The following is a 16,364-nucleotide window of genomic DNA, read 5'->3' as shown; positions in this document are numbered from 1 at the left end:
GGTAAAGGAAACGGGCATCCATGACTGATAGACCTCCACCACAGGATGATTCTGCGCCACCTTTGAGCCTAGGCAACCGTTTAAAGGCTTGGGTGCTCTATTCCCTCGATTTTATGCGGCTGCTGACTGAGCGCTTGATGGGATTTTTGCGGCTGTTTGCCACCTTGGGGCTGTTTTTAATAGTACTGTTTGTTGTCTCCAAAGCGGTGGATAGCGCCGATTTGGTCTTGGTGAAAGCCTTCACCGTGCCGCAAAGCATGAGTGCCAGCCATGCCGATGCCGGGCGTATTATCGCCAATACGCTCAAACAAGAATTATTGCTGGCGGAAAACGACATTTACGCCACCGTCAAACGCACCAGTAGAAATGTGAATGGCAAGATCAATATTGATGCAGTGACGGGCAATAACGAAGATTATTTGCTCGGCTCAAGCATTAAACTGCCCGAAACCGGCATTTCCATCAACGACGTGGTGGAATTCATCGGCAGCATTTTCGGGCGGCGCAATATCACCGGTTCGGTCTATCAAGATCAGGGCAAGCTGTTCCTGCAAGTTGAACTCGATGGGCGTATTTTTCACTTTGAGCGCACGCTGGGCGACTACGACCCCAAAGCCATCAATATGCATTTAATCCGCGACATGCTGCGCGAAGCCCGCACCCAGTTGCTGAGTGTCGCCTCGGAAAGTCACAACCTGTATTATTATTGCACCGGGGAAGCCGCTTCGATGGAACACCCCGATAGCCGACTGGGCGAATGGTTCGATTACTGTTCGCGCCTGCAAAGCAGCCAAGTGACCCCCGAAACCCTTGAAACCTTGTTACGTGACCTGCATTCCGCTCATGCCCGCCAACTGGCAAGCGGTAATGACACTTTGCGGCATATTCTGGGGCAAACCATTGGCAGTGCCTTGGATAAAACCCGATTGCTCTGCCCTGATTACCCCATTACCAAAGTCTGCAAGGCATCGGAGGTACCGGAAGTGGCGCAAATTGCATTGAAATTGCCCGAACCGATAATCGCGGCGGCTACTGCGCCGTCGTTGTACCCGGAATTGCCGGATGCGCGTGCTTTTGAGCCGGATACCTTGTCGATGCGCAGTATGATTATGGTGGAACCCATGGCTTACGGTACAGCCGCGCCTGCCAGTGCGCCTGCTAGTGCTGCTGCTCCCTTCCCCGAACCGCCTACCGCGCCTTTGGTGGAATTACCGTCGGTCAGAGCCTTGCAAGCACAGTGCGCCAATCGTGCTGCTGCCAAACCGCAGGAGATACTGGCATCCAACCGTACCGAAAGCGATGCGACCTTGCTGTTTAACAATAATCGCCCGATTCAAGCGATGGAAAAATACGCGCAAGCTATCGAGCAGAATTGCGGCAACGTGTTTGCTTGGGCAAACTTGGGCGTGCTGCTGGTATCCACCGAACCGCCGTTGCGCAGTGCGGATGAGGCACAATTGGCACTGGAAATAGCGGTCAAATTGAACGATAAAATTGACTGGATTCAAAACAATCTGTGTATCGCCCGTGCTTGGCTTGCGCCCTTGGACTCGGTAGAAAAGACGATCAGCGATGAGGCTTGCAGCACTGCCCGTGGCTTGAACCCTGCCAATAAAGTGATCCTCGACAAGCAGTTTTATCTGGCGGTGGCGGATCGCTATCTGGTGGAAGGGCTGTACGCACAGGCGGCGAGCAGCTATCAAGTGGCAGTCAGCGCGGATCGCAAGCGCGATTGCAATACCAGCAAAGTCATCGACAAGCTGGCATTGTTGGAAGCCGAGCATGGCGTGACGGGGGCGAGGGCGGCAGCTTGCGCGATTTTGCAAGATGCCGTGGCCTTGCCGGGCGGGAAGATCAGCGCGTGTGAGGATAAACTCGCGGCGTTTACCTGCCCGTGATCATTTGTTTTTCTCTTAAATAAAGGGTAATAAATGATCAATTTAAGAGAGAGAATTTTTTAAAATCAATGTCTTATGGTGTCTAAACGCAATCAATCTCTCTTTAAATCTCTTTTCGGTTTCTAAGTTAAGAGAGCAGCCATAATGGCTTGCTATACGAACCATGATTAACAATTTTCCCAGATTTTCTGAGTTGTGATAGCAAGTTACCTATTTTTGTCTTACGCTGTGCATCGTTCATCCAATCAGGTAATTTATTCCACAGCAACTCATCAATATCTTTGCGGGTCATGGAGCCGTGTTCTTTGATGGCTTTGCAGATCAGGTCGAGGTAATACTGCTTATCGAATGCGGTGTTGTTGCTGTAGAAGGCTTTTTGCCCGGTGGTTTGCGCAATGGATTTGGCGATGAAAAAGTTGGGTTTGCGCCCTTCGATCAAGCGTTTGTTTTTGAGTAGCTTTTCTTCGGTGGTACTGAGTGGGCGTTTCTTTTGCACTTTGTCGAGCGCGATGATTTCGTCAAGGCTGAGATCACCATGCTGTGCCAGCAAGTTGGCGTAATCCAAATCCAGTACTTTGCCGGTCAAGGTCAACACCACACGGGTATTGGTCAGCTCGTAGTCGGGCATGGGGAAGAAACGTTGCTTCTGAAGCAGGAACAATTTGCGGATGCCGCCCCCAGCAGTATCGACCATTTTCAGGTTAAACATCGCCGTGGCAAGAAACGGGTTGCGGTAATACTCTTCCGGCGCGTTTTCACGTACCACCCGCTCAACATCACCGGGGGCGAAACTGCCCAAATTGGTGAAGGTTAGGCTTTCATCGTGTTCTACCACATTGATGCGTCCGGCAAGTGTGTAATCCTGATGTGCAATGCAGTTGTTCAAAGCTTCGCGGATGGCATACGGCGCGTACTGGTCAACTTCTTCCGGGAACAGCGTGCCTTTCTGTAAGTAGCGGTATTTGATGTTGCGGATTTTGTTGAACACCTTATCCACCGCTAACAGCCACGGAATCCCAAACAGGGCGTAGTCACGGTCATTGCCATTGCTGTCTTTAAGTAGCCAGCGGATTTTCGGGTCAGCGGGGAGTAAAAAGTGTTCGGACTCATCCTTGCCCAGTAACAGCAACGCTGTACGAGTCATTTTTCCTTTGATGGTCAACTTGGCTTTGTTGAGGAACGTGGCATCATTCCAAGCATCCACTTCGTCGGCTTTGTCAGGGAATTTGTTTTTGAAATTTTTACGGGCAAGCAGGATTGCGTCTGGGTCAAGATCATCCAGTGAGGCTTTCGTCACCAGTGTCGCACTCCAATCATCCAGAACCGCTTGGCGGCGGATGCGCTCGATTTCTTCCAGATTTAACGGCGACAGAGCTTCGCCATCACGCCCGTAATAATGCCCGTCAAAGGTAATGGGGATACCCTTTGGCGCGGCGGGAATCTCGAACAACACCACACGCTTGCCTGCTTCGCTGACTTCGTGGATGTCGATGAAGGTAATGCGATTGGTAGTTTTGTTGGCGATTTCTTCTTTGAGGTGATCCAAATCCTTACGCACAAGTCGAAACTGCGAACCGACCACTACCCGCTTATCGTTCACACCGAAAACCAGCCATGCGGATTTTTGGCGTTTCAGGTTGGCTTCATTGCTCAGGGCAGAAAAATATTTCCCCAACTTGGTGAAGTCGTAGCCATTTTTAGCTTCCTTGAATTCAACCACCTCGTTTTCGGCGGATAATTCCAGCAGGGTTTGCAGTTTCGTATTGATGTCCATGTGCAGATCAAAAAGACGATTAATCCAACCCTTGGCTGCTCAAATACTCTTCGTAAGTGCCACGGTAATCGACAATCGTGCCGTCGCCTTTCACGTCGAAAATACGGGTTGCCAAGGAGCCGACGAATACCCGGTCATGCGACACAAACATCAGCGTGCCGTCGTATTTATCCAGCGCACCGTTGAGGGATTCGATGGATTCCATGTCTAAGTGGTTGGTGGGTTCGTCCATCAGCATGACGTTGGTACGGGAGAGCATCATGCGTCCGAAAATCATCCGACCTTTTTCACCACCGGAAAGCACGCGTACTGGCTTTTTCACGGTGTCGCCGCCAAACAGCAAGCGTCCGAGTGTGCCACGGTTTTGGGTTTCCGCGTCTTCACCTTCGTAGCCGCTTTTGCGCACGAAATCTGCCATCCAATCGGTGAGGCTGATGTCACTTTTAAAGTCGTCTTCGTGGTCTTGCTCGTAGCTGGAAATGCGGGCTTTTTCCGCCCATTTGATGCTGCCTTTTTGTGGCTGCAATTTGCCTTCGAGCAGTTTGAGCAGGGTGGTTTTACCCACGCCGTTTTCGCCGATAATGCCGACTTTTTCACCCGCTTCAATCGCAAAAGTGAAGTTGTTGATCAGTGGTTTTTCCATGCCGTCGTAAGCGAAAGTGAGGTTGTTCACCTCGACGGCGAAACGGTGCAGGCGCTCTTTTTCGTCGTACTCAAAGCGAATCCACGGGTATTGGCGGCTGGAAGGTTTGATGTCTTCCGGCTTGAGCTTTTCGATCAGTTTGCGGCGACTAGTCGCTTGTTTTGCCTTGGATTTGTTGGCGGAGAAGCGGCGCACAAAATCTTGCAATTCCAGAATGCGGTCTTTCGCTTTAGCATTCGCGTTGGCTTGGCGTTCACGCGCTTGGGTGGAGGCTTCCATAAAGTCGTCGTAGTTGCCTGCGTAAATCTGGATTTTACCGAAGTCCAAATCCGCCGTATGGGTACACACTTGGTTCAAAAAGTGGCGGTCATGCGAGATGATGATCATGGTGGAGTTGCGGTTATTGAGCGTTTCTTCCAACCAGCGGATGGTGTTGATGTCGAGGTTGTTGGTCGGTTCGTCCAGCAACAAAATATCGGGGTTGGCGAACAGGGCTTGACACAGCAATACCCGCAATTTCCAGCCGGGGGCGACTTGGCTCATCGGACCGTTGTGCTGTTCGATGGGAATGCCGACCGCCATCAGCAATTCACCGGCACGCGATTCAGCGGTGTAGCCATCCATTTCCGCGAACTGCCCTTCGAGTTCTGCCGCTTTCATGTAATCGTCTTCGGTGGCTTCCATATTGGCGTAAATCGCATCCTTGGCGGACATGACTTTCCACATTTCTTCATGCCCCATCAGCACTACATCCAGCACGCGCACGTCTTCAAAACCGAACTGGTCTTGGCGCAAATAGGCAATGCGTTCGTGCGGGTCTTTGGAAACGTTACCCGCTGTCGGCTCTAATTGCCCGCAGAGGATTTTCATAAAAGTGGATTTACCGGAGCCATTCGCGCCGATCAAGCCGTAGCGGTTGCCGTCGCCGAATTTGACGGAAACATTATCGAATAGCGGTTTAGCACCGAACTGGATGGTGACATTGGCAGCAACTAGCATGGATCAATCCTTGAGCGACAGTAAGAGCGAAAACAAAGAGGCGCTACTTTAGCATTTTCTGGATTTCTGAACCATGATTCATACGCTTCGCTGGCGTTTAGTTTCGCGGCACGGTTTTAAGAGTTGTCCACACTGTAACCTTAGTTTCATATTTACGCTTAGTTTGTCAATAACTGCGTGAAAAAATAATTTAAGTTATTGATAATTATAGACTAAATATGTATTGTTTAATTTTTATTCAAAGTGTATAAGTGCTTATTTGACAAGGCGTAGCCGCCACTTTTTGCCGTTCATCCACAGAGTTATCCACAGGTTCTGTGCATAACCCGAATTTCCGCTTATGTAGCAAGTAGTTGTTAAGGTTTCCGCAAGCTCCCCCCAAAATTAGGCGGTACACGCCGACGCACATTCCGCGTAATTCGGCTAAACTGCCTGTCATGAATCAAACCGCCTATACCCTCCAGATTGCAGTGTTACGCCCGCTGCGCACCTTGCTTAGTTACTCCCATAATGCCGATGCTGCGCTGCCAGTCGGGACGCGCGTTCTCGTGCCATTTGGCAAGCAACAGTCTGTCGGTTTGGTGATCAGCGCCGAACGTGCGCCGGAGACTGACAACCCCGATGCACCGTTTACCATCAAGCCAGTGGATGCCGTGCTGGATGAAACACCCTTGCCCGATACGCACTTGCTGGAATTATTGCAATGGGCGGCGCGTTATTACCACCACCCGGTGGGCGAAGTGATTTTTTCTGCCTTGCCCGTTGCGTTGCGCAAACCGAAACCACTCTCCACCCGTTTGCAAAAATTGCTGCTGTCATCAGCACCGACCACTACAACGTCACCCGACACCACCCGCTTGCAACTAACGGACGAACAACAACAATGCCTGCAAGACATCCAGCAATGGAATGCACAAACCCCGCGTCGCCCAATTCTATTGCACGGCATTACCGGCAGCGGCAAAACCGAAATCTACCTGCGCTTGATTGCGCCACTGTTTGCGGCGGGTAAACAAGTGCTGGTCATCGTTCCCGAAATCGGCTTGACCCCACAATTGCTGCTGCGTTTTGCCCGCTTTTTTGGCGATACCCCGATGGCATGTCTGCATTCCGGTTTGAGTGATGGCGAACGCTTCAAAGCTTGGTTGCAAGCGCGTAACGGTACGGCGCAAATCATTATCGGCACACGCTCGGCGATTTTTACCCCAGCGCCGCAGCTCGCGCTGATTGTGATTGACGAAGAGCATGATGCTTCCCTCAAGCAACAGGAAGGTTTTCGCTACCACGCCCGCGATTTGGCGATTAAACGCGCTCACATGCTGGATATTCCCATCGTTATGGGAACTGCCACCCCGTCGTTGGAAGCACTCTACAATGCCCAAACCGCCCGCTTTCATTACGCCCGGCTGGAACGTCGCCCCGGCACGACGCGCAAACCCGATTTGCAAATTCAGGATACGCGCCCATTTGAATTACAAGCCGGGTTAACCCCGCACAGCTTGCAAGCATTACGAGACACCTTAGCGCGTGGCGAACAGGCGATGGTGTTCCTCAACCGCAGGGGGTTTGCGCCCACGCTGTTTTGCCCTTCGTGTGGCTGGCACGCCAGTTGCCACCATTGCAGCGTGAATATGACTTGGCACGCGCGGCGTAACCGCTTGGTTTGCCACCATTGCGGCGCAGAACAAGCCACCCCGCTGCAATGCCCGGTGTGCAAAAACCCCAAACTCACCACCCAAGGTCAAGGCACGGAACGGCTGGAACTCACCCTGCAAACCACGTTTCCCGATGCCCTCGTGGTGCGCATTGACCGCGACAGCACCAGCCGCAAAGGTCAGCTCGAAGACAAACTCAGCACGGTGCGCAGCAATGACCCGCTGATTCTGGTCGGCACGCAAATGCTGGCAAAAGGTCACGACTTCCCCAATCTCACCTTGGTGGTGATTATTGACATTGACCAATCACTGCTCAGTACCGATTACCGCGCACTGGAACGTTTAGGGCAATTGCTGGTGCAAGTGGCGGGGCGTGCCGGGCGTGCCGACAAGCCGGGGCGAGTAATTTTGCAAACCAGCCAACCGGATCACCCCTTATTGCACCAATTGGTTGGGCATGGTTATACCCCGTTTGCACGGCAATTATTGGAAGATCGCAAACGCTGGAATTTCCCGCCCTTCGGCTATCAAGCCTTGATTCGTGCCAGCAGCACCGCGAGCATGGAAAAAGCCTTGGAATTTCTGGAGCACGTTAGCCACCGTTTGCTGGCGGTGGATGGTGCGGCGATTCAACGTTTGGGGCCGATTCCTGCACCGTTGGAAAAACGTGCCAACCGTTACCGGGCGCAATTGCTGTTGGGGAGTCAGCAACGCGCCGCGCTGCACAACGCTTTGCACCAATTGCTGCAACAAGCCGCCAGCTTGCCGGGGCGTTCGGGGGTGCGTTGGTCGATTGATATTGATCCGATTGAGTTTAGCTAGACAGCAGCTTGCCAATCGGTCAACCGCAAATTGGTAACGCGCTCAAATTCATGGGTATTATTGGTCACTAAGACAGCATCGTGGGCGCGGGCAATCGCTGCAATCAGTAGGTCATTTGGGCCGATTAGTTTGCCTTGGCGTGTCAGGTCAGCACGGATCTGCGCATACTCTGCGGCACAGCGATCATCAAACGGCAGACTTGCCAGCGGCGCGAAAAATAAGGTCAGTTTTTGTAGATTGGCTTCGACCCGTTGGCTATTCCGTGCACCAAACAATAATTCCGCTTTCACGATACTGCACAGGGCAATTTCATTGGGTGAACACCGCTGAAAGTGGCGTTTGACCGTTTGCGAGGTGCCATTTAGGAACTGGATACAGGTATTGGTATCGAGTAAGTACATCAGAATAATACCTCTCGCACTTCATACTCACCTTGCTCTGAGCGTTGCAACACATCACCTTCCCAAGCACCGAATAAGTCGAAATAGCCTTCAGGCCATTGTGTACCAATGTCTTTTTGAATCAGCAACGCAAGATACTTAGATATAGAGAGGTGTACTTGTTCGGCTTTGTGTTGGAGTTGGGTCGCAACTTCTTCAGCGACGTAACAGTGGAGTTGTGGCATGTATGCCTCCAAATATATGTGGTATATGTGTTTTTACTATTGCACAAATTTGAATGTTTGTCAGTTGGCATTTTTACATCTGAATTTGAGCAGATTTAGGTTTTTGTATGAACGGTAGCTTTACCGATTGCTCTTTTTCAACCAAGGGCTACACTCTCAAGGTTTGAATTATTGGCTTACCCTATCCCATGCAAATCACAACGCTCCCTGATGGCAAAATATGCGACTACATCGACGGAACGATCCGCAACGATACCCCAGAGGAATACGTTCGCCAAAATATTGAACGACGTTTGGTCAAGGAACTGGGTTACAAGCCAGAACGTATTGCGGTTGAATTCCCCATCAAAGTTGGTTCATCAACCAAGCGTGTTGATCTGGCGATTTTCCCTGAAGGTGCGCAGCATATTCAGGTTAACATCGACATCATCATTGAGTGTAAGCATGAAAAGGTGAGGCCATCCGACAAGAAAGATGGAGAAGAACAACTCAAGTCGTATATGTCGGCTTGTCCAAATGCATCATGGGGAATGTGGACGAATGCCCGCCATAAGTCAGTTTACCGTCGTATCGTGGTTGCAGGTCGTACTGAATGGGAAGAACCCAATGATATTCCAGCCCATGACGGCAATATTGATGATACCAACCGCCCCACCCGTGATCGGCTTGTGCAATCAACGGATGATAACCTGTTGTTTTCTTTCCGAACTTGTCATGACCACATCTATGTGACGGATGGTTTGCCCAAGGACAAAGCATTTTTTGAGCTGCTGAAAGTCATTTTCTGCAAAATTCACGACGAGCGTAACGTCAGTAAGCCGCTGGAGTTTTATTCAACTGCCAAAGAGAAAGCCAGCAATGATGGTCGTTTAACTGTACAGAAGCGTATTGGGAAAATTTTTGATGAAGTCAAAAAGCGCTATTCCGCTATTTTTGATACAAATGATGTCATTACACTCAAACCCCGTTCATTGGCGTATATCGTTGGTGAAATCCAGCGTTACAATTTTCTGGATACCCACATTGATGTAAAAGGCAAAGCCTATGAGGAACTTGTGGGTAGCAACCTGCGAGGTGATCGGGGAGAGTTTTTTACACCACGCAATATCCAGCGCATGGCTATTCGTATGTTGGACATCAAGCAAGATGAGAAAATACTTGACCCATCATGCGGGACGGGTGGCTTTCTGGTTATTGCAATGAATGAAGTCATTGCTCGCTTGCGCGGACGTATATCTGGCTTACCGGATACTGATGCTTATCGACATGCGTTGAATGAAGAAATTCGTGAAACTGCCAGCCGTTGTTTCTTCGGTTTTGACATTAATCGGGAGTTGGTCAAAGCCACCAAGATGAACATGGTGATGAATAACGATGGCTCAGGCAATATTTTGCAAAATGACAGCCTGTTGCATCCGCATCAGTGGGAGGCTGAGTTCCGTGAGAAATTGGCGAAGGCATTAGAAATTGATCCCGCAGAACTGCACGGCCCTGATAGCATCGGCTATTTTGATGTGATTGCGTCTAACCCTCCTTTTGGCGGTAGATTGCCTGTCTCTGACCGGGAAACCTTAGTGCAATATGATCTTGCCCATGTTTGGAAGCGTACCAAGGACGGCGGCTGGCAAAAGACGGATGATCTGTATGCTTCGCGTCCACCTGAAATCTTGTTCATCGAGCGTTGTTGGCAACTGCTTAAACCAGCGGGACGCGTTGCTATCGTGTTACCCGATGGCATTCTTGGCAACCCTGAACTGGAATATGTACGCTACTGGATGATTACCCGTTGCCGTATTGTTGCCAGCATTGATTTGCACCCTGATACCTTCCAGCCCAATAACGGTACACAAACATCGGTACTTATTTTGCAAAAGAAAACCGATGCTGAAATACGCAAAGAAGAACGCCAGCGGCAACTGGACGACTATGAAATTTTCATGGCACAAGTGCTGGCTGTAGGGCATGACAAGCGCGGCAACATCATCTACAAGCGCAATGATGAAGGTGAAGAAATCCTCTTCGCTACCCAAGAAGATGGCACTGAATTATTTGAAGTTGGGGCGCACGGGGATGCCAGCCGTCGTATTGTGCGTCCAGGAAAACAAATAGATGATGATACTCCTGTTGTTGCGAATGAGTTTCTGACTTGGAAAAACAACACGGCGGTGTTGGGATGGTAAAGAAAACCACAGATACGGTTCGTCATGCAGAACAATTAGCCAAGCCAGGCACAGGCATTCGATTATCTGATGTTTTCAGTAATGGTTTGCGCCTCGAAGCATCATCCTATGCACTGGAAGCCCGACAAGCGGTTGCGGAGTTACGTGCCTGCCCTTACCCCTTGAAAGCATTGCTAGGAGAGAATGGTCTTTGCCAAAAAGCCCACAATGGGACACGTTTTTCCCGCGTATATGTGAGCGAGGAAAAAGGTGTACCCTTTTTGTCAAGCTCAGACATTATTGGTTTACGACCTGAACGTGGTAGTTACATCAGTCGTACAAGAACAACAAAGCTAGACCAGCTTCTGATTCAGCCTTGGATGGTCTTGGTGTCACGTTCAGGCACTATTGGCAATGTCAGTTTGGCATCACCAAGAATGGCTGGTTGGGCATTATCAGAAGATGTCATTCGTATAATGGCATTGGATAAAGATACTGCTGGATATGTTGCAGCATTTTTACGTTCATCGTGGGGTAGGCAACAACTTATAGGCGTTACCTATGGTTCAGTGATTCAACATATCGAGTTTGCCCATCTGCGAAAAGTATTGATTCCTGATTTGCCTGTAATTCGCCGGATTGCTATCGGGCGTGCCTTTGTTGATGCTGCGTTGAAACGTGATGAAGCCAACAACAAATTGGATGAGGCGGATGCGTTGTTACGTACTGCCTTAAAATTGCCATCCATACCGGTCACAGGTAAAGAGTCAATTGTCAGCAAAATCCGTCTTTCGGATTGGGGGCAGCGTCTTGATGCAGCTTTCCATAACCCCACAGTCCGGTGGATTGAGCAGCAATTACAGGAGTCTGGTTTTCCAGTCTTGCCATTGGCTGACAAACAACTTACCCAGTCCATCAATGCCGTCACCAAATTTAGAAAGCGGGTCTATGTGCCTAAAGGTGGCATCCCTTTGTTATCCAGCAAGCAACTGTTCCAGATTGACCCGATTGAAGTCAAAGGATTGGCAAAAGGGGCGCATGAGAAGGATTTGGATGAAATATGTCTAACTGAAAATATGGTGGCAATAACTCGATCAGGCACCATAGGCAGAGTACAAATTATCCCGAAATACATGCAAGGATGGGCAGGTAGTGAACATGCTATCCGAGTTATCGCTACAGATAATGTTACCGCTGGTTATCTTTATGCTTGGTTTTCTAGTGTCTATGGGCAGGCACTTATAACTAGATACAGCTATGGGTCTGTTATCGTAGAAATTGACCGCTTCATGGTTGGTGAAATACCTGTTCCTATGCTGCCGGAAGTTGAACGTAACGCCATTGGTAAATTGGTGTTGGAGGCTAACCACTTGCGTGATGAGGCGTGGAAATTGGAACAGGAAGCACTAGCCAAATTGCGGCTGGAAATTGAAGGTGCTGAAAAGTGGAATTAATGGATATGCTATATTCTATAGTCCAGTTTGAAGTTAAAGTAATGATGGGAGTTTTGGACAAACTGCTGTCATTATTCACTCCGTAACGCTTCTACTGGCGGCAATGCCGATGCCCGCTGGGCGGGTGCAAACCCTGCCAATAACCCGGTGACGATGGCGACAGCTTCTGCCAGCAACACATACAGCCAGTCGATTTGCACCGGCATGGCGGGAATAACGGCGTGCAACAGCCAGGCAATTCCAATCCCCACCAGCATTCCGGCAACACCACCTAAGCCCGCCAAGGCGGCGGCTTCCAGCAGAAACAAATAGGTCACTTGCTGGCGGGATGCGCCCAACGCCCGCAGCAAGCCGATTTCACCGGTGCGTTCATTCACCGCAATGCTCATAATGGTGAGGATGCCAACCCCGCCCACCAGCAGGGAAATGCTACCAATCCCCGCCACCACCGCTTTGAGAAGATCAAGAATCGACCCCAAGGTTTTCAGCATATCGCTTTGGCTGGTGATGGTGAAATCCTCCGTGCCGTGGCGTTGAATCAGCAAGGCTTTGATTTGCTCAATAATGGCAGCTTCATTGGCTCCCGCTTGATACAACACGTCGATTTCCATTAAGCCTTCACGGTTGAATAGCGCAAGGGCGCGGGCAACGGGGATGTAGACCGCATCATCCATATCAAATCCCAAGATTTGCCCTTTGGATTCCATCACCCCGATGACACGAAAACGCTCTTGCCCAATGCGCAGGTGCTGACCCAGCGGACTGCGATCGGGAAACAGTTCAGCGCGGATTTTTGCACCAATCACTACCATATTACGGGCTTGATTAGCACTGTCATCAGGCAGAAATTGTCCGCTGGCAAGGTGCAATTGCCAAGTTTGCAAGGTTTCGTGATTCACGCCGAGGACGGTGGTCCAGCGGGTCAGTTGTCCGACTTCGACAGGGGAATTGCCTTGCACCATCGGTACTGACGTTTCCACGCCTTGAATGCGCCGCAAGCTTTCCGCATCCTCAATCGACAGCGGACGCACATTGCTGACCATTGCACCCGATACCCCAAAGGTGGAACTTTTGCCGGGGTTGATGGCAATAATATGCGCCCCAAACTGAGTGAATTGCTGGAGCACATAATGCTGCACCCCGCCCCCCAAAGCGGTTAGCAACACCACCGCCGCAATCCCGACCGCAATCCCCAACGCCGTCAGAAAACTACGCATCGGGCTGAAGCGAATACTGCTGGTAGCAAGGTGCAAGTAATCCGCTAATAGCATGGCTACCTCCCCGACAAGGCGGCGACCGGATCCAGCCGCGCCGCCTGCCGTGCCGGAATACTGCCAAACAGCAAGCCCGTGAAAAACGTAATCAGCACCGCCACCAACAATGCCCACAACGGCGGTTGCGCACTGAAATCCGGTATTGCCTGATTCAACAGCAATACCCCGCCCAAGCCCAGCAGCAAACCAATGGCTCCGCCCGCACTCGCCAGCAAGGTCGCTTCGGTCAAAAACAGGCGCAAGACTTGCGAAGTAGGTGCTCCCAAGGCTTTGAGCAAGCCGATTTCAGCCTTACGCTGGCTAACCGCCACCAACATCACATTCATAATCAGAATCCCCGCCACCAGCAAACTGATGGCTGCAATGCCACCTAGCGCCCAAGTCAAAGCCCTGAGGATATTGTCAAAGGTGCCAATCAAGGAATCTTGCGCAATAATGGTAATGTCATTCTCACCGTCGTGACGCTGGCGGATAATGCGTTCAATGTCTTGCGTGGCTTGCGCCAATTGCCCTTGACTCTCCGCCGTGACAATAATGCGAAACAGCGACGGTGCATTAAACAAGTTCCGCGCACTCGCAACCGGAATCACCACCATGTCGTTCATATCCGACCCCAGCGATTGCCCCTTGCCTGCGAGTACGCCGATCACGCGGAAACGTGAACCGCCGATACGCACCCATTCGCCCAAAGCATTGCGGTTGGCGAATAGCTCTTTCCACACCGTTTCCCCCAGCAAACACACCGCCGTGGCGACACGCGGATTGCTATCCGGCAAGCTTTGCCCGCTGGCAAGTTCCAATTGCCGCGCACTCAGCAAGGCGGGGGTGGAACCCATAATGGTGACTTCGCGCTCACGCGATTCATACGCGACGGGTGCAGCACCGAGGATAATGGGCGCAACCTCTTTGATGGCGGGGCTGCGTTGCAGGGCAAGTGCATCATCCAGCGTTAAATCACGCGGGGTGGTGCCAATCAGGGGCGGCGCACCGCCAGTGGTTTCCGAACGCCCCGGCAACACAATCAGCAAGTTGGAACCTAAGCCTTGGAATTGCCCAATCACATACAGCCGTGCGCCTTCACCCAAGGAGGTGAGCAAAATAATTGCTGCCACCCCAATGCACATTGCCAGCAAGATCAACGCGGTACGCCCCGGATACGCGCGTAAAGCTTGGTAACTGAAATGCAGGGTATCTTGCGGTTTCATGCTTCAATGCTCATCGGCAACCACCTTACCATCAACCATGCGCACCCGCCGCCGCGCCCGTTTGCCGATTTCCATATCGTGCGTCACCACAATGAGGGTGATGCCTTGCGCGTTTAGGGCTTCAAGGATGCGAATAACCTCGGCGCTGGAGTGCGAATCCAAATTTCCAGTCGGTTCATCCGCCAACAGCAGGGGCGCTTGCATAATGGTAGCGCGGGCAATCGCTACCCGCTGTTGTTGCCCGCCAGACAGTTGCGCAGGACGGTGATCAGCGCGATCTTGCAAGCCTAAACCCGCTAAGGCTTGCTGCACTTTGGTCTTACGGGCAGCCGCAGGCATCCCGGTCAGCACCAAGGGTAACGCCACATTATCCGCAGCACTCAAACGCGGGATCAGGTGAAACGACTGGAAAATGAAACCAATTTTTTCACGCCGCACTTGCGCCCGCTGTTCTTCCGGCAGGGTGGTGAGTTCGCGACCTTCCAAGCGGTAACTGCCTGCATTAGTCTGATCTAGCAAACCCAAGGCATTCAGCAAAGTCGATTTCCCCGAACCTGACGGTCCCATCACACTGATGTAATCGCCCGCGTGGATGTCGAGGCTAACGTGATCCAGCGCGTGTACTGTTTCATCGCCCACCTGAAAGTGACGGCAAATGTCACGCAAGGTGATGAAAGGGTCAGTCATCCGTAGTGTCCTTTGCCTTTGCCGCGATACCTTCTTCAATCCCCGTTATACCCGGTGTAGTAACAATCGTATCACCCTCATCCAAACCCGCAGTGACTTCGGTAAAGCTCCAGTTGCTCAAGCCTGTCGTAATCTTGCGCTTTTCCAACTTGCCCGCTGGGTTGAGTTGGTAAACAAACTGTCTGTCCAATAATGCTTCGGTGGGGATGCGTAACACATCGGGGCGAGTTTCGAGAATAATGTCCACATCCGCGCTGTAACCGACCAGTAAGGCATCGAGATCGGCGGGGTTGGTGAAAGCGAGTTCAACTTCCACCGTCCGTGCTTGTTTTTCGAGGTCGATAACGTAAGCACCCACCCGCGTGACCTTGCCGGGGAAGTCACGTCCGCGCCACGCATCCAGCGTTATGCGGGCGGGTAAACCGGGTTTGATTTTGGGCGCATCCACTTCGTCAATCGGCGCACTCACCAGAAAACAGCCCGGTTCAATCAAATCCACCACCGGCAAGGTTTGGATGCCGGGGGGCGATGGGGTGACGTATTCGTTGAGTTCGCCGTTAATGTCCGCAATCACGCCCGCAAACGGGGCAATCAGCAGGGTGCGTTCCAGTTGCGCTTGTGCGGCGTGGAGTTGCGCTTGCGTGACAGTAATTTGTGCTTCGGCAGCATGACAACTGGCAGCCGTTACCGCTGCATTGGTGTTGGCTTTATCCAATTCTTGTGCTGAGATGCTGGCGGATTTGCGTAATGATTTGGCGCGTTCAGCGGCGCGTTGTGCTTCTTCCGCTTGCAAACAGGCAGCACTGCGCTGCGCCCGTGCGGCTTGTACGCCTTTGTCAGCAGCGTCTACGGTGGCTTGCAAATCGTGATTCCACAAGCGTAATAACACCTCGCCTGCCTTGACGTGTGCGCCTTTTGCAAAGGGTAAGGTACTGATTTGCCCACCGATGGAAGGGGACATTCGGGCGCGACGGCAGGCTTTGACTGTACCAGCGCGGGTATTGGCAACCGTCGATTCCACGACACCGCGACTGACATTCGCAACGCTGACTTCCAATACGGTCGGGTGTTGTTGCTGCCAGAGCCACCAAGCGAGGATGGCAATCAGAGGCGTGATCAGTAAGAAACGGGAAAAGCGCATGACGAAACTCCGTGACCTTTTCGTTTCA

Annotated in this window: 12 protein-coding genes; 4 read left to right on the top strand and 8 right to left on the bottom strand. The window is 51.4% G+C overall.

Going from position 1 to position 16,364, the window contains the following annotated elements; all coding sequences use genetic code 11:
* The first annotated feature begins 20 nt into the window (after positions 1 to 20).
* Positions 21 to 1,898 (top strand): tetratricopeptide repeat protein, encoded by a 1,878-nt coding sequence (locus tag L2Y54_RS03835; RefSeq protein ID WP_236499917.1) that lies wholly within the window; start codon positions 21 to 23, stop codon positions 1,896 to 1,898.
* Between the two features lie 127 nt (positions 1,899 to 2,025).
* On the opposite strand, the gene L2Y54_RS03830 is transcribed toward L2Y54_RS03835, so the two are convergent.
* Both L2Y54_RS03830 and L2Y54_RS03825 read right to left on the bottom strand, forming a co-directional pair.
* On the bottom strand, positions 2,026 to 3,672 hold the full coding sequence (locus L2Y54_RS03830; protein ID WP_236499916.1) for an RNA-binding domain-containing protein: 1,647 nt from the start codon (positions 3,670 to 3,672) through the stop codon (positions 2,026 to 2,028).
* 19 nt (positions 3,673 to 3,691) lie between these two features.
* Complete coding sequence (locus tag L2Y54_RS03825; protein WP_236499915.1) at positions 3,692 to 5,314, bottom strand: ABC-F family ATPase; 1,623 nt, start codon at positions 5,312 to 5,314, stop codon at positions 3,692 to 3,694.
* A 437-nt stretch (positions 5,315 to 5,751) separates the two neighbouring features.
* On the opposite strand from L2Y54_RS03825, the gene L2Y54_RS03820 reads away from it, so the two are divergent.
* On the top strand, positions 5,752 to 7,791 hold the full coding sequence (locus tag L2Y54_RS03820) for a primosomal protein N' (protein WP_236499914.1): 2,040 nt from the start codon (positions 5,752 to 5,754) through the stop codon (positions 7,789 to 7,791).
* Here L2Y54_RS03820 and vapC read toward each other — a convergent pair.
* On the bottom strand, positions 7,788 to 8,192 hold the full coding sequence (vapC, locus tag L2Y54_RS03815) for a type II toxin-antitoxin system tRNA(fMet)-specific endonuclease VapC (RefSeq protein ID WP_236499913.1): 405 nt from the start codon (positions 8,190 to 8,192) through the stop codon (positions 7,788 to 7,790). The two genes, L2Y54_RS03820 and vapC, sit on opposite strands and share 4 nt — an antisense overlap.
* Entirely contained in the window at positions 8,192 to 8,416 is a 225-nt protein-coding gene (locus L2Y54_RS03810; RefSeq protein WP_236499912.1) for a hypothetical protein, read from the bottom strand. Before L2Y54_RS03810 ends, vapC begins: the two co-directional genes overlap by 1 nt.
* A gap of 188 nt (positions 8,417 to 8,604) precedes the next feature.
* Here L2Y54_RS03810 and L2Y54_RS03805 point away from each other — a divergent pair, with 188 nt between their 5' ends.
* A complete protein-coding gene (locus tag L2Y54_RS03805; RefSeq protein WP_236499911.1) occupies positions 8,605 to 10,596 on the top strand; it encodes a type I restriction-modification system subunit M in 1,992 nt (663 codons plus the stop codon).
* Positions 10,563 to 12,029: a restriction endonuclease subunit S domain-containing protein gene (locus L2Y54_RS03800; protein WP_236499910.1), complete on the top strand. Its 1,467-nt coding sequence runs from the start codon at positions 10,563 to 10,565 to the stop codon at positions 12,027 to 12,029. The genes L2Y54_RS03805 and L2Y54_RS03800 overlap by 34 nt, the downstream gene beginning before the upstream one ends.
* A gap of 71 nt (positions 12,030 to 12,100) precedes the next feature.
* Here the strand turns inward: L2Y54_RS03800 and L2Y54_RS03795 are convergent, their stop codons facing one another.
* From L2Y54_RS03795 to L2Y54_RS03780, 4 genes are read right to left on the bottom strand one after another with little or no spacing between them, the layout of a single operon-like run.
* Complete coding sequence (locus L2Y54_RS03795; protein WP_236499909.1) at positions 12,101 to 13,417, bottom strand: ABC transporter permease; 1,317 nt, start codon at positions 13,415 to 13,417, stop codon at positions 12,101 to 12,103.
* Positions 13,303 to 14,508 (bottom strand): ABC transporter permease, encoded by a 1,206-nt coding sequence (locus L2Y54_RS03790; RefSeq protein ID WP_236499908.1) that lies wholly within the window; start codon positions 14,506 to 14,508, stop codon positions 13,303 to 13,305. The genes L2Y54_RS03795 and L2Y54_RS03790 overlap by 115 nt, the downstream gene beginning before the upstream one ends.
* A 3-nt stretch (positions 14,509 to 14,511) precedes the next feature.
* Entirely contained in the window at positions 14,512 to 15,195 is a 684-nt protein-coding gene (locus L2Y54_RS03785; RefSeq protein ID WP_236499907.1) for an ABC transporter ATP-binding protein, read from the bottom strand.
* A complete protein-coding gene (locus L2Y54_RS03780; RefSeq protein ID WP_236499906.1) occupies positions 15,188 to 16,336 on the bottom strand; it encodes an efflux RND transporter periplasmic adaptor subunit in 1,149 nt (382 codons plus the stop codon). Before L2Y54_RS03780 ends, L2Y54_RS03785 begins: the two co-directional genes overlap by 8 nt.
* Positions 16,337 to 16,364 lie beyond the last annotated feature (28 nt).

Source organism: Thiothrix winogradskyi (assembly GCF_021650935.1).
In the GTDB taxonomy this organism is placed as follows: Bacteria; Pseudomonadota; Gammaproteobacteria; order Thiotrichales; family Thiotrichaceae; genus Thiothrix; species Thiothrix winogradskyi.
Note: the sequence above shows the minus strand (reverse complement) of the source record. Positions and strands in the feature narration are given on the sequence as shown.